Origin of the sequence: Ruminiclostridium sufflavum DSM 19573 (assembly GCF_003208175.1) — a bacterium.
Taxonomy (GTDB): Bacteria; Bacillota; Clostridia; order Acetivibrionales; family DSM-1351; genus Ruminiclostridium; species Ruminiclostridium sufflavum.
In genome coordinates, this window is record NZ_QKMR01000037.1 from 1 (window position 1) to 11,878 (window position 11,878).

17 protein-coding genes are annotated in these 11,878 nt (G+C 31.4%); 8 read left to right on the forward strand and 9 right to left on the reverse strand.

Translation table 11 applies throughout. The annotated features are described in order from the left end of the window. Positions 1–16 precede the first annotated feature (16 nt). The 3 genes from LY28_RS18430 to LY28_RS19285 all read right to left on the reverse strand — a co-directional run bounded on the left by LY28_RS18430 (position 17) and on the right by LY28_RS19285 (position 1,062). Positions 17–310, reverse strand: coding sequence for a transposase (locus LY28_RS18430; RefSeq protein ID WP_110463637.1), 294 nt, complete (start codon positions 308–310; stop codon positions 17–19). A 156-nt stretch (positions 311–466) separates the two neighbouring features. After that, the gene (locus LY28_RS18435; protein WP_110463638.1) at positions 467–883 is read right to left on the reverse strand and encodes a type II toxin-antitoxin system death-on-curing family toxin; all 417 of its coding nucleotides are present in this window, start codon (positions 881–883) and stop codon (positions 467–469) included. A 2-nt stretch (positions 884–885) separates the two neighbouring features. Next, positions 886–1,062, reverse strand: coding sequence for a hypothetical protein (locus tag LY28_RS19285; protein WP_165835630.1), 177 nt, complete (start codon positions 1,060–1,062; stop codon positions 886–888). Positions 1,063–1,618: 556 nt separating this feature from the next. Between LY28_RS19285 and LY28_RS18445 the strand changes: the two genes are divergently transcribed. Continuing rightward, positions 1,619–4,402: an AAA domain-containing protein gene (locus LY28_RS18445; RefSeq protein ID WP_242981426.1), complete on the forward strand. Its 2,784-nt coding sequence runs from the start codon at positions 1,619–1,621 to the stop codon at positions 4,400–4,402. A gap of 27 nt (positions 4,403–4,429) precedes the next feature. Here LY28_RS18445 and LY28_RS19720 read toward each other — a convergent pair whose 3' ends face one another. The 3 genes from LY28_RS19720 to LY28_RS18455 are packed head-to-tail and all read right to left on the reverse strand — an operon-like array spanning position 4,430 to position 6,441. Next, positions 4,430–4,906 carry a DUF5710 domain-containing protein gene (locus LY28_RS19720; protein ID WP_340162557.1) on the reverse strand — a complete coding sequence of 159 codons (477 nt, stop codon included), beginning with the start codon at positions 4,904–4,906 and terminating at the stop codon, positions 4,430–4,432. Positions 4,907–4,931: 25 nt separating this feature from the next. After that, positions 4,932–6,077, reverse strand: coding sequence for a hypothetical protein (locus LY28_RS18450; RefSeq protein ID WP_110463640.1), 1,146 nt, complete (start codon positions 6,075–6,077; stop codon positions 4,932–4,934). Positions 6,078–6,108: 31 nt separating this feature from the next. Then, positions 6,109–6,441: a helix-turn-helix domain-containing protein gene (locus LY28_RS18455; protein WP_165835631.1), complete on the reverse strand. Its 333-nt coding sequence runs from the start codon at positions 6,439–6,441 to the stop codon at positions 6,109–6,111. Between the two features lie 190 nt (positions 6,442–6,631). Between LY28_RS18455 and LY28_RS18460 the strand changes: the two genes are divergently transcribed. Together LY28_RS18460 and LY28_RS18465 are read left to right on the forward strand one after the other, a co-directional pair. Continuing rightward, a complete protein-coding gene (locus tag LY28_RS18460) occupies positions 6,632–7,243 on the forward strand; it encodes an accessory gene regulator ArgB-like protein (RefSeq protein ID WP_110463642.1) in 612 nt (203 codons plus the stop codon). After that, positions 7,236–7,781: a DUF5317 family protein gene (locus tag LY28_RS18465; RefSeq protein ID WP_110463643.1), complete on the forward strand. Its 546-nt coding sequence runs from the start codon at positions 7,236–7,238 to the stop codon at positions 7,779–7,781. The genes LY28_RS18460 and LY28_RS18465 overlap by 8 nt, the downstream gene beginning before the upstream one ends. Positions 7,782–7,909: 128 nt before the next feature. On the opposite strand, the gene LY28_RS18470 is transcribed toward LY28_RS18465, so the two are convergent. Both LY28_RS18470 and LY28_RS18475 read right to left on the reverse strand, forming a co-directional pair. After that, entirely contained in the window at positions 7,910–8,722 is an 813-nt protein-coding gene (locus tag LY28_RS18470; protein ID WP_110463644.1) for a hypothetical protein, read from the reverse strand. Positions 8,723–8,740: 18 nt separating this feature from the next. Continuing rightward, complete coding sequence (locus LY28_RS18475) at positions 8,741–9,265, reverse strand: helix-turn-helix domain-containing protein (protein WP_207658145.1); 525 nt, start codon at positions 9,263–9,265, stop codon at positions 8,741–8,743. Positions 9,266–9,536: 271 nt separating this feature from the next. On the opposite strand from LY28_RS18475, the gene LY28_RS19290 reads away from it, so the two are divergent. Then, entirely contained in the window at positions 9,537–9,683 is a 147-nt protein-coding gene (locus tag LY28_RS19290) for a hypothetical protein (RefSeq protein ID WP_165835632.1), read from the forward strand. Here LY28_RS19290 and LY28_RS18480 read toward each other — a convergent pair. Beyond that, entirely contained in the window at positions 9,680–10,063 is a 384-nt protein-coding gene (locus tag LY28_RS18480; RefSeq protein ID WP_110463646.1) for a helix-turn-helix domain-containing protein, read from the reverse strand. The two genes, LY28_RS19290 and LY28_RS18480, sit on opposite strands and share 4 nt — an antisense overlap. Before the next feature lie 220 nt (positions 10,064–10,283). Here LY28_RS18480 and LY28_RS18485 point away from each other — a divergent pair, with 220 nt between their 5' ends. From LY28_RS18485 to LY28_RS18500, 4 genes are all read left to right on the forward strand, one after another. Next, on the forward strand, positions 10,284–10,481 hold the full coding sequence (locus LY28_RS18485; protein ID WP_110463647.1) for a helix-turn-helix domain-containing protein: 198 nt from the start codon (positions 10,284–10,286) through the stop codon (positions 10,479–10,481). A 95-nt stretch (positions 10,482–10,576) separates the two neighbouring features. Then, a complete protein-coding gene (locus LY28_RS18490; RefSeq protein WP_110463648.1) occupies positions 10,577–11,044 on the forward strand; it encodes a hypothetical protein in 468 nt (155 codons plus the stop codon). Positions 11,045–11,087: 43 nt separating this feature from the next. Then, positions 11,088–11,333, forward strand: a complete 246-nt coding sequence (locus tag LY28_RS18495; protein WP_110463649.1) for a hypothetical protein — start codon at positions 11,088–11,090, stop codon at positions 11,331–11,333. Between the two features lie 46 nt (positions 11,334–11,379). Further along, positions 11,380–11,568: a hypothetical protein gene (locus LY28_RS18500; RefSeq protein ID WP_110463650.1), complete on the forward strand. Its 189-nt coding sequence runs from the start codon at positions 11,380–11,382 to the stop codon at positions 11,566–11,568. Positions 11,569–11,878 lie beyond the last annotated feature (310 nt).

Sequence of the window (11,878 nt, forward strand, 5' to 3'; positions counted from 1 at the left end):
ATAAAATTAAACTTGTTTATTTCTGATTTTTCGCAAAATAGGCCGCGGCTTTTTTTAATATTTCATTTTCCTCTTTAAGGTTAGCTAATTCCCTGCGTAGTCTTCTTATTTCATCATCTTCAGGCTTAAGGTTACCACTGCCAGGAAAGGCACTTGAACCATCCTTTTCATAAGCGATTAACCAGTCTCTTACTGTTGAGTAATGCACTCCAATTTCTTTTGCCATTAAGCTGGCTGTTGTTTCACCTGCCAATATTTTTTCAACTGTCTGTTCCTTGAATGCTTTATCAAACTTTTTTCTCTCAGCCATTTGAATCCCTCCATGTTTTTATTATATAGGGATTCTTTGTGTCCATCAAATCGGATTAAGGTCAGTTTATAGTTTTATATTATTCTTTTAAGTCCGTAAAAGAGAAAGAAACCACATAATTAATTCAAGCATAAAAAAAACCTTGATTAAAAGGTCTTATATAAATCTTTTAGATAGCCAATTTGCAATGTAATTTATGTACTCATCTCTTTCGTTTTCAAGAATATTTGATAATGCAACTTCTATTGTCATAGTATACCCTTCTAAATCATCCAGACAATCTTCATAGCCATTTAAACATAAAAAAACAATTGCACTTTGTATAGCAACTCTTTTATTTCCATCAACAAAACAATGACTTTTAACAAAAAAATATAAAAGCATTGCTGCTTTTTGAAAAACGGAAGGATATTTATCATATCCAAAGATAGGAAGCTGTTGTGATAAGATACTTTCGATTTTATCACTAGTATCTATATATAATCCTATCTCTCCACCAAAATTATTTAAAGCATCATTATAAATAAAAAACACATGTTCTGAAGTTAAGTAAACGATATTATTTTGACACATATTTATTTAGACAACATATTCAACATTTTAGAGTGTTTCTGACTTGATTTCATGATGGCTTTAAGCACATCCTCATTTTTTGCAGGAGTATAAACTGTATCATTTTTTATTGGATTTTCTTTTTTAATTGCCAGCATGTCTTCACCTTCTTTATCATTTTTCTTATTATCAATACTCACAGAAATCACCTCAAGTATAGTGTAAACTATTACCCAAGAATTATTTGTAAACATTTTTAATAGTACATCTTAACTAAATCATACCATAATGATGCTTTTTACGTCAATTAATATCAAATTAAATTAATACTATTAGTTTAATCTATGTAGAAATATTGACTAACTTTTGAGGAACATAGAGGTAGTAGCAGCATTCACTAGGATGCTGCCTATTTACCGCCTTTAATAACTCGGATTTCTACTCCTTGTTTATCAACTTTAGAGTTGAAATTGTCTACCTTATTTTCTATCACATTCAGTTTTTCAGATACTTGTTGGTATCCATCAAATAATGCTTTTAAATTGTTGTCTAGTTTATTTCTATAATTAGAACATGAGACTTAAGCTTGTTTAGCTTAGAATCTATATTTACTATTTTAGAATCCATATTATTATTTCCATAATTCAAAATTGCCCACTAACATTTTGCCAATCTTTGGTTGAATTATTTTGAATTTTGCCATAAAATAGGATATAGCTTAAAATAATCTGGATATAATAATTAAAGGTAGATTAAATGGATATAGATATTAAAGAAATAATGGTACTTGTAGACGGTGAAGATAAAACTCAGGAAATAAGAGATATAGACTGCGATACTGAAAATAAAACAGTTGGAATTGATTATAAAAAAGGGACAAAAATATACCAATACCCTCATAGCAGGGTGGCTGTTATTAAAAATCCTAAAGAAATTAAAACGGATGGAAAAGCTGCTTATATAAATACTATGCCTGTATATGAGCCAGAGCTAATTCTTGATTTTGGTGAGCGTATTCGAATCATTCAGAAAAACGGAAAAGCTATAACAACTGATTCTAAATCATTTTCTTTGATAAAAAATGAAGCTGAATGCCAAAGCGTAAAGCAAATCTTAGACTATCTGAAAGATATATCTCAATATACCTCCAATAATTCATCAGATATATCTGATAAGTCGGTTAACAGGGAAGAACAGGTTTTTTTGAGGAAAGAGATGGAGCAGCTTAAATTTGTTCATCCTAAAAGTGTTTTAAGCTGTTATCTGAATCGACAGGCAATAAATTTGAGGACTTCCGATACAGAAAATATAATTTTTCCGTTCAGCTTTAATTTGAGTCAGAAAGCTGCACTAGAAAATGCTATGTCAAATTCAATTTCCGTTATTGCAGGACCTCCTGGTACAGGAAAAACTCAGACTATCCTAAATATTATCTCAAATCTAGCTATTCGAGGTAAGAGTGTTGCAGTTGTGTCAAATAATAATGAAGCTGTTAAAAATGTTATAGAAAAAATGACAGATAAAGGCTATGGTTTTTTGACAGCATTACTTGGCAACGTGAGCAATCAGGATGCATTTTTTGCTAAAATTCCTATAGCCTCGGTGGATGAATGGAATTATGAAGAACAACAGGAAGAATTAGTTGAGAAGATAGAAGACTTGAATATAAAGCTGAAAGAGCTATTGGAGATAGATAGAAAAAAGGCACAACTTTTGCAGGAATTAAGGGCTTGGCAATTGGAGCAAAAGCACTTTGAGAAATACCGTAGTAAACAGGGAGTAGTGGAAACCCTTAAGCTTCCGCTTTTTAGAGCAAATCAGGACAGGATTATATCCTTTCTTGCAGAAACTTCTCTTGCAAAAGAGCTGAATCAATCCGGTAAATTGCTGTATAAAATAAAGCTTATTTTTAAGTATGGAGTGATTAATCATAAAAAGCTGCAACAGCAGGAGTTATCAATTTTGTTGGCACTTCAAAAGGAATTTTACAGGCTACAGGTTCAAAAATTAGAAAATGAAGCAGCCATTCTTGAAAACAAACTAAAAGATGCTTCATTTGATGTATTGCTCAAGTTGCATCAGCAGCATTCTGAAAAACTGTTCCGAAAGAGCTTGTACAAAAGCCATAGTGGCCTACCCAAGACTTATTTTTGCAAAATAAATTTCAAAGCTAGGTTTGACGAATTTATTAAGAGATTTCCTGTTATACTAAGTACAACTCATTCATTGCGACGGTCTATACCCCACAATTATTTACTGGACTATGTGATTATAGATGAGGCATCACAGGTTGACCTTATTACAGGAACATTGGCATTTTCCTGTTGCAGGAATGTAATTATTGTGGGTGATGAGAAGCAGCTTCCTCAGATTGTTAATAAAAAAATTGAAGCGATGCTTAAAACAGAACAGCCACCTCCTGAATACAATTATTTTCTGCACAGCATTTTGACATCTGTTATAAGCCTTTATGAAGATAGTCTGTCCCGGGAAACGCTAAGAGAGCATTACCGATGTCATCCTCAGATTATTGGGTTCTGCAACCAGAAATATTACGATGGAAAGCTTATTCCATTTACAAATCCGGAACTATCAGAGTGTCCTCTGATGATTTACAAAACTTCTGAAGGCAATCATATGCGGCGGGTTACAAAAGGCGAAAAGAAGGGATTATACAACCAAAGAGAGCTTGATGTTACTGTCGGAGAAATTTTGAATAATTCATTAGGTGTTGAGGATTATAAAGACATTGGATTTGTAACACCATACCGCAAGCAGGCGAATAAAGCCGAAAGCTTGCTTCCATATGATATTGAAAGCGACACAGTACATAAGTATCAAGGGCGTGAAAAAAAGGTGATGATTATGTCTACTGTATTGGACAGTACTCGGGATGGTAAAAGAGGGCTAAGCTTTGTGGATGATCCTAATATGGTAAACGTAGCTGTTTCACGAGCCATTAAGCAGTTTATACTGACTACCAATCATGATTTCTTTCTCAAAAAAAGTGAGCATATCGGTGATTTGATGCGTTATATTCAGTATAATACTTTAGATAAAAATATAATTGACAGCAAGATAATATCTGTTTTTGATTTGCTTTACAAACGCTATTCAGATAAATTAATTCCGCTGAAGGCTAAGATGGATATAAATGCTAAGTGGCAATCTGAGGAAGCACTTCGTGTACTGTTGGAGGATATTCTTTCAGAACCTCAGTACAATCGGTATAGCTATACAAGAGGTATGCTGCTGCGTAACTTGCTTAATAACGTAGATTTACTTACATATGAGGAACTGAGTTTTGTTAATAACAGAGCATCTCTGGATTTTGTAGTTTTCTATAAGCAAGATAAGGGGTGTGCTCTTGTGGTTGAAGTAGATGGATTTGAATTCCATGAAAATAATCCGGAGCAGTTAAGGCGTGATGCATTGAAAAATGCCATATTAATCAAATACAAGGTGCCGTTTCTGAGGTGTGCTACTAATGGGAGCAGTGAGAGAGAAAAGATACAGAGGATATTAACTGATATGAATTGAATTTTTTAAGTGGGAGATTTTTGATTATTAAAGTAATACAATTTGAATGATGTTGCAGTGTTCGCAGTGATTTGCGTAGCATTCGGATTCCATTGTTTTTGAATAACTTTTATAATAGTTATATTGATTTTTTAGATATGCCAGTAGATTTTCAGGTAAAGGAGAAAGCTCACTGGCTATATGTATATCTTTATAATAATACCAATGAGTCTTGTCATTTCCAAATATAGGTTCTTCGGATATTTCATAATACTTTTCAAGGCCAAGACCTATTACAGTTGTTTGTCTATGACATTTAAAGCATTCCTTTTTACCGACTACTATGTATATATGATCACAAATAATGGTAGCAAAATCTATATCCTTTAAAATCCATTTTTTAAACTTTGGATAATCATATTTATTTTTTGCATACCATTTTTTCCTTTCATTATCCCAAAAAGCTCCTAATGCTTTTGCTTCGTCTTTTTCTGAATAAGGAATATTTAATAAAAGCGGTATAATAAAAAATCCTCCTGAGCTATATTTTTTATTTCAAAATTTCATTTTTAGTATAATTATATTTGAATTTATGTAACCCTTTTACAGATTTTTCACCATGAAAAATCTGTGTAAAAGAATTAGCAACTTCTAAATCAATAGTATCGTTATTTAGTATAAAAGTTTTCTGTGAAGAATCACTATTGGTTACTATAAGGCTCTTATCATTGTAAAATTCTAATCTTGAGCCTTTGGAATAAACCTCGCTTATAATAACTTTTTTTCCATCTTTAACTTCTATATAGGTACCTCTGGCACCAGGGTGCTCTCCGATTTTAAAAGATAAAACTAAAAGTCTATCTAGAGGTGTATTGACCGAATAAAAGGATGCGGAGGTATAGTCTGCATTTTTGCTTGAGTTATCTATTAAAATTTTTATGTATCCCATACATGATTGTAAACCCGATAAAATAAAAATAGCAATAAAAAAAATAAAGATTTTTTTCGTTAAAGAAGCTTTGTGATTACCTGAATACTTTTCTTGTGGATAAGTATTTTGTTTAGGAGCATACGGAAATAATTCTATAAGATTGCAGTTGTGTTTTATATCAAATAGCTTGAAATAATTATCAATATGAGTATGTTTTATGTCTACATTTGAAACAAAATCATGCTTTAGGTGGATTTTAATCAATTCCAGATTAATAAACTCACTGTAAGAACTAATAAAAAAAGGAGTATCAGATGAATTGAAAAGATAATAATTACCCATACGAGCATCACAGTATTGGCAATAATTTGAATATGGAAATTCTGAATATGGTTTTAGAGAACTGAAGCATTCTTCTATAATATCCATTATCTCATCAGGTAAAGAATTTTTTTTTATTGGAGAAATATGTATTTCGCCGGATTTATAAAGATATTTTCCGTCTAGCGGATAGAAATTTTCAATTCCAAGAGCTATGACCTCCGTTTCCATAGAACAATTATAGCATTGCTTTTTGGTTTTTATAATGTAAAAATAGTCGCATATGATGACATTACCTATACTATTTAAAATCCATTTATCATATTTGGGATAATATGTTTTGCTGGTAGGGAAATACCACTTATTAAATTCTGGACTCCATTTTGCCCCATGTGCTTTTGCTTCATTATTTAAAGAAAATGGAATATCTACCAAAAGTGACATTATATCTAACCTCTCAAAATATTTAATGTATTTATGAATTTTTTACTGTACTCGTTGAATCCTTAAGCTTGAGCAATTGTACATATTTTTCAAGCTCCTTCTGGCTTTCCGTGCTTAAAGCAGTAATGCTTTCTAATAAATCAGATTTTGAAGCTATGGGAGTACTGTGCCTATAGTCCGATATTTTCAGGATATAATCAATAGAAACATTAAAGATTTGGGATAATCTGATTAAAGTTTCATCTGTCAAAGGAATTTTATTGCCTTCGTACTTTGAGACAGCAGACTTCTTTACATTTAACCTTTTACCAAGCTCTTCCTGTGTCCAATTTTTTTCAATTCTTAATGCCCGAACTCTATTCACACACTCACCGCCTAACAAGATTTTACAGGATATTCAAAATATTTCAAACAATATTTCTCAATTGGAATACATCTGTTACATTAAATTCCTGATAAGAAACTAAATGTAATATAAATAATATTATACTTTGCATTTAAAATAAAGCAAATTTAATATATAATTACAATAATTATGTATTTTGGAGCAAATTATGAAACTAATTCAAAAGCTTTCATTTTCCAGCGCCGGCTTTCTGACAAACAAGCTGCAGCAGGATCACCGGAAAAGAACAGAATATTACTTCGGATTTCAAGGAATCTATCAGAGCATAATAAAGGTATCGGTGTTAGGCCTAACGGCACTCTTGCTTGGAATTGTGAAGCCAATGCTGTTCGTAATCCTGGCATTTACGTCATTACGCTTTTTCGCCGGCGGAACACATATGGGTACATACATGAAATGCTTTCTTATAACGATACTTACATTTGTTCCGGCCTCACTGGCAGCTAAATATTTCAGCGAAATGGCCGGTATTTTATTTATTATAGCCTCATTTACCATATCAGCAGCTCCGGTAGCTCTATATGCGCCTAAAAATAGCCCGTTGAATCAGATATCGGCTAAAAAAGCCAGAATGCTCAAGTTGTTCTCTATAGCAATATTAACCTTCTGGTTTGTAATCTCCGTTTGTTTATACTTATTTCAGCAAACGGAACCGGCAATATCGGTTTGCATCGGCATACTTCTTGAGGTCAGCTCAATAATTCCGGCATTTGAAAAACTATATAATAAATTTGATAAGATTGGAGCAAAAAATGATTGAGACCGTAATACTTGCGATTATATTTGCAAAAATAAAGGATACTGAAATAAAGAAAATATTAAGGCACTGGGAGTTCTATCCGGTATTTGCGTGTGCGATTATATATATTTTTCTTCAAATAGACATATTTGCCGGTAACTATACAGTACTTCCTTATTCAAGCATATATAAAACAGTTTACTCTGCAGCTATTTTTTTCCTGATTTACAGATTTAGAATATACAAGCAGGGGGGTATTGGTATAGGATTAATGTTTGCCGGATTGGTGCTTAACAAGCTGGTTATGTATTTTAACAATTGGAAGATGCCGGTATTTCCGACTTTATCCTTAAAAACAGGATATATAGATATAGATAAGTTAAATACAATTGACGGCTGGCATGTGGTAGGGGATAGCTCAACAAGGTTGAAATTTTTATCAGATATATTTGATACCGGATATTGTGTAATGAGCTTGGGGGATATATTGGTAAGAGCCTTTTTGTTTATAGTGCTGTATTATTCTTTTAGGTCCGTAAAAGAGAAAGAAACCACATAAGCAGTTTCTTCCTTTTTTGCTAGTTCCGTAAATGTTTTGGAGTCCGTGGCTGCTTCCAGAAAAAAAAGCTACCTTGTGCCATAATAAAAGCTATAGAGCTTATAAACATACCTAGTAGTATAAATACCTTATTTACTGGCTTTTTCACGATTAAGACCTCCTTTCTTGCTGTGCAAATATGTTTTATCAACAAGATTCAGAGTAGCTTTATAAACGTAAATATTGATTATGCTCATTGAAGCCAATAAGATAAAGAAAAATATTTTAATAGGATTACTATAGACATTAAAGTATCTTAAATAAAGATAAGATACACTAAATTCAAATATTAACATGTATAAAAATAGCATTAAGAATAATACTTTGTTACATTTATAGGTTTTTAAAATATTGTTGTTTACTCTGGACAAATCCCAAAGGAAAGAAATAATAAGAAGCTGAAAAAATCTATCTACCTGAGGTATAACAAGATTTGCCCAAGGAATTTTATATACTTCTGAATATGTAGTTATATTTAATATTTTTAGTATAAGAGGAAGATATAAATTCTCTATAGTAATAATTACAAAGAAGATTATACAGACTTGAATAGCAGGTTTTTTCCAATTATTTAATATGTTTATGATATTTATAACAAGCTTTTTATCTTTATCGAATCGACTAAAAGGGAAATATACAAATCTTAGAATTATAATAGAGCTAATGATATTATATGTGGTATATATAAATAAGTCGGATATATAGGCTCTCCCTATAAACTGGACAAACGTAAATAAAGCTACTGCTATTATTAATCTTATTATGTTTTCTTTTTCTTTATTTCCATAACATTTAATAGGTAATTTTAACCTTTCACCTGTCATAAGTAATGCAATATAGATATTTAGGATACTTTCAGGTACTGTGACCAAAATTAATTTTAAAATTGACATATTATCCATTACGTCACCTCAATGTTGTTATCTTGATTTTACTAGATTTAATAATTTTCTAACGTAGTTTGGTTCAAACTGATTTTCTTTTATAAATATAGCTAAATTAATATAGTCTTTATTTTCTTCTGCTTTACAAAAACTTTGAAATTCTTTGTCACCTCTTGTTTCAAATTCAGAATGTGAAATTCCGTATTTTTGACAAATTGAATCAATTATCTGATCTGAAGGTTCTAAATTATGCAATACTATTTTTTCTATCTCAAAAGCAGATTCGCCAATATCTTGTGCAAATTCCTTGAAATTATAGTTTAACTTCTTTATAAGGTTTTTAATTTTAGTTGTATTATTATTTTCTTCATCATTATTTATTAGTGCATCAATCGAAACTCCAAAAAAAGAAGAAATTTTTCTTAGTGTATCAAAGCTCGGTTCTCTAACACCATTTTCATATTGAAATATAGTTTGATACTTAACACCCAAAATATTAGCTAAAGATTTTCTATCTATATTTCTAAATTCTCTTAATTTTCGTAGATTTTCAGAAAACAAATATAACACCTCCGTATAAATCATATTTTAAGCAATATGTTAAAATGTGTCAAGAATTACATGTAAAAGTTTGGGAAAATACATAAAAAATTAACAAATTGAAAATAAACTATTTACAATGATTATCAAAACGATATAATATATTATGATAAATATGGAAAATAAATTGAAATTTATATAAATATACACAATTGTTTTCATGTTTATAATGAATAGGGAAGTTGAAATCGGTTTATTGAAGAAAAATTGTATATTATTTTGCGGAGGAAAAATGTATATAAAGGAATCAAAAGATTTATATAAAAAAATACTTAATAATAAAGACAATAAAAATAATAATCAATTAGAAAAAAATTATAAATTAGTTTTCGTAAAAAAAACAAATGGTGATATTGCATTTATACGCAAAAAGAATTAATTATTATTTTTTGATTTTTCTTGTGTTTCTTCTACAAATTGAAGTGCCATTTTTATGGAATTAACTAGTTGTAATTTAGCTTCTGGAGTGATTTTTTCCCCATTGATAGTTAAATTTGGTTGATTTATTATTATATAAAAGGCTTCCTTTACATCAGTGACTACATATTCATGCTCAAATTCCATATCGTTAAGAGTTTCGGGAGTTACATTTAATGATATTGCTATTTTACTTATAGTTTCAAAACGTGGGTTTTTAGCTTTTCCACTTTCAATTTCACATATAACACTTTTTGAAACACCTGAAACTTCAGATAATTTTCTTATTGAATATCCTGCCCTTTCACGAAGTTTTTTAATGTTTTCACCTAAAATTGACAATTTTAATCCTCCTTAGTTTTTGTACGGTTTACCGAATAAGTATATCAAATTATTTTCTTAAAATAAATAGAAAACTAAAGTATTATTTCGAAAAACTGATTTAAACAGATATAATTTCAAAATATGGACGGAAAACAGGACAAAAAAAGTTTTACTTATTCGAAAGCGGAACATATAATTAAAATATGGACGGAAAACAGGACGAAATGGAGGGGAGAGTTTGGAAAATAATATTAAAAGTATTATAGATAAGTCCTCTAAAACAATTAATGCAGTGATAGAGGATACTGGAATTGGGAAAACAAGTTTTTATGCAATTATGAATGGTATACAAGTTCCTAAGATAACGACAGCGAAAAAGATTGCTGATGCACTTAAGATGCCAGTGCATGATGTTTTTCCTATTTTAAGAGACTAGTAATAATATCCATGTATCAATTAGGTATCATACAAGAATTTCCTAATTAAAAAGAATTATTCAGAAAGAACCACTAATTAAAAGGAGAAGCTTCCATGACCCAGCTCAAAAATATCTACATATCAAACGGATTAAATGAATTCAAGCTGACCAACCACAATGACCTTATAAAAGTATATGGTATTGATGTGGTACAGATTCACGGCTACAGCAATCTTTCGGCAGAGCATAAGAATATCTTTGATTTCTTCATTATAAATTTCTTTAATGCCTGTGGACTTGAAACAAGAGCTCGTCTGATGCCTGTCAGTATTAATTTTGTACTGGATGAGGAATATCTGGGTAAAGAAAACGAATCAGATGCTTGCTATATTCCTTTAGGCGGAAAGCTTACTGCTCTTCATGACGGAGGAAAGACAAAGGTTATCAGATGCTGGAAGGACAAGGTTTATTGCCATTTACCCTGCATATGTACAGAACGGCAGCGATATCTCCGGTTTGAATATAAAAACGGCAAATCAAAAACTTGGCAGCATGTCATATCGGCTGCGAAATGGTATTAAAGGAACAGCCTTAAAGGCAGGAATTGAAAGGAGGGTGGAATGGATGGCAAGAGTAACAGACAGCTTGGTAAAGGTAGACGAAATAATTAAAAATGCTTTGAACTGTGATCATATACAATCAATGGCTATAGAATATTTCACGAAAAAGGAATTAATTGAATTGTCGGAGCAGGCTAAAAAGCAAGGATTACTAATAACCTTAAGAGCTGAGCATAGTAATGTTCATCAGGGTGTGTTGGTTAATGTTGTGAAAAAGCAATTTGCTGACCAGTTCTTGGAGTACCTTTAATTACTATTATTATAGAAGGAAAAAACATTGATGGGGAGGGATTCGAATGCAGCTATATACTTTTGCACATGTTCTGCAGGTATTTATTATAGGCTTTGCCGGTGGCTTTTTCATTGGAGGCTTGCTGATATCAAAGCTGAAAAAGCAAAGGGCTTCTGAAAAGAAAATTGTTATGAAGCCTGTTCAAACGAAAAATACCCAGTGCGCCAACACTGAGTATCCGATAGTTATGTAAAAACTATTAAGCTTTAGGTGCTCTCACAAAAGCGACCTTTGTGTTTTTAATTATAGGATGTTTCCCTCTAAATTGCAAGCAGTTTATGGAAATAAATTATCCCGGTTTGTTTAACGGCTAATTGACGGTGGCCGCCTTGATTGTACTGAACATATACAGTTACAGTGCAAAAAAAAGCGGCCCGGATGCCACCACGCATTTGTAAAGCCGTCTGTCCTTGAACCTTGACAACATAAATATGCCGTCAAATATATTGTATCGATGTATCCGGCTTCCGTCAACAGCAAAGGGTAGTAAAGCTGTATATTTC

Coding starts and splice junctions, on each gene's coding strand:
- LY28_RS18430 (WP_110463637.1), bottom strand. CDS start 310: ATGGCTGAGAGAAAAAAGTTTGATAAAGCATTCAAGGAACAGACAGTT.
- LY28_RS18435 (WP_110463638.1), bottom strand. CDS start 883: ATGTGTCAAAATAATATCGTTTACTTAACTTCAGAACATGTGTTTTTT.
- LY28_RS18445 (WP_242981426.1), top strand. CDS start 1,619: ATGGATATAGATATTAAAGAAATAATGGTACTTGTAGACGGTGAAGAT.
- LY28_RS18450 (WP_110463640.1), bottom strand. CDS start 6,077: ATGTCACTTTTGGTAGATATTCCATTTTCTTTAAATAATGAAGCAAAA.
- LY28_RS18460 (WP_110463642.1), top strand. CDS start 6,632: ATGAAACTAATTCAAAAGCTTTCATTTTCCAGCGCCGGCTTTCTGACA.
- LY28_RS18465 (WP_110463643.1), top strand. CDS start 7,236: ATGATTGAGACCGTAATACTTGCGATTATATTTGCAAAAATAAAGGAT.
- LY28_RS18470 (WP_110463644.1), bottom strand. CDS start 8,722: ATGGATAATATGTCAATTTTAAAATTAATTTTGGTCACAGTACCTGAA.
- LY28_RS19290 (WP_165835632.1), top strand. CDS start 9,537: ATGTATATAAAGGAATCAAAAGATTTATATAAAAAAATACTTAATAAT.
- LY28_RS18490 (WP_110463648.1), top strand. CDS start 10,577: ATGACCCAGCTCAAAAATATCTACATATCAAACGGATTAAATGAATTC.
- LY28_RS18495 (WP_110463649.1), top strand. CDS start 11,088: ATGGCAAGAGTAACAGACAGCTTGGTAAAGGTAGACGAAATAATTAAA.
- LY28_RS18500 (WP_110463650.1), top strand. CDS start 11,380: ATGCAGCTATATACTTTTGCACATGTTCTGCAGGTATTTATTATAGGC.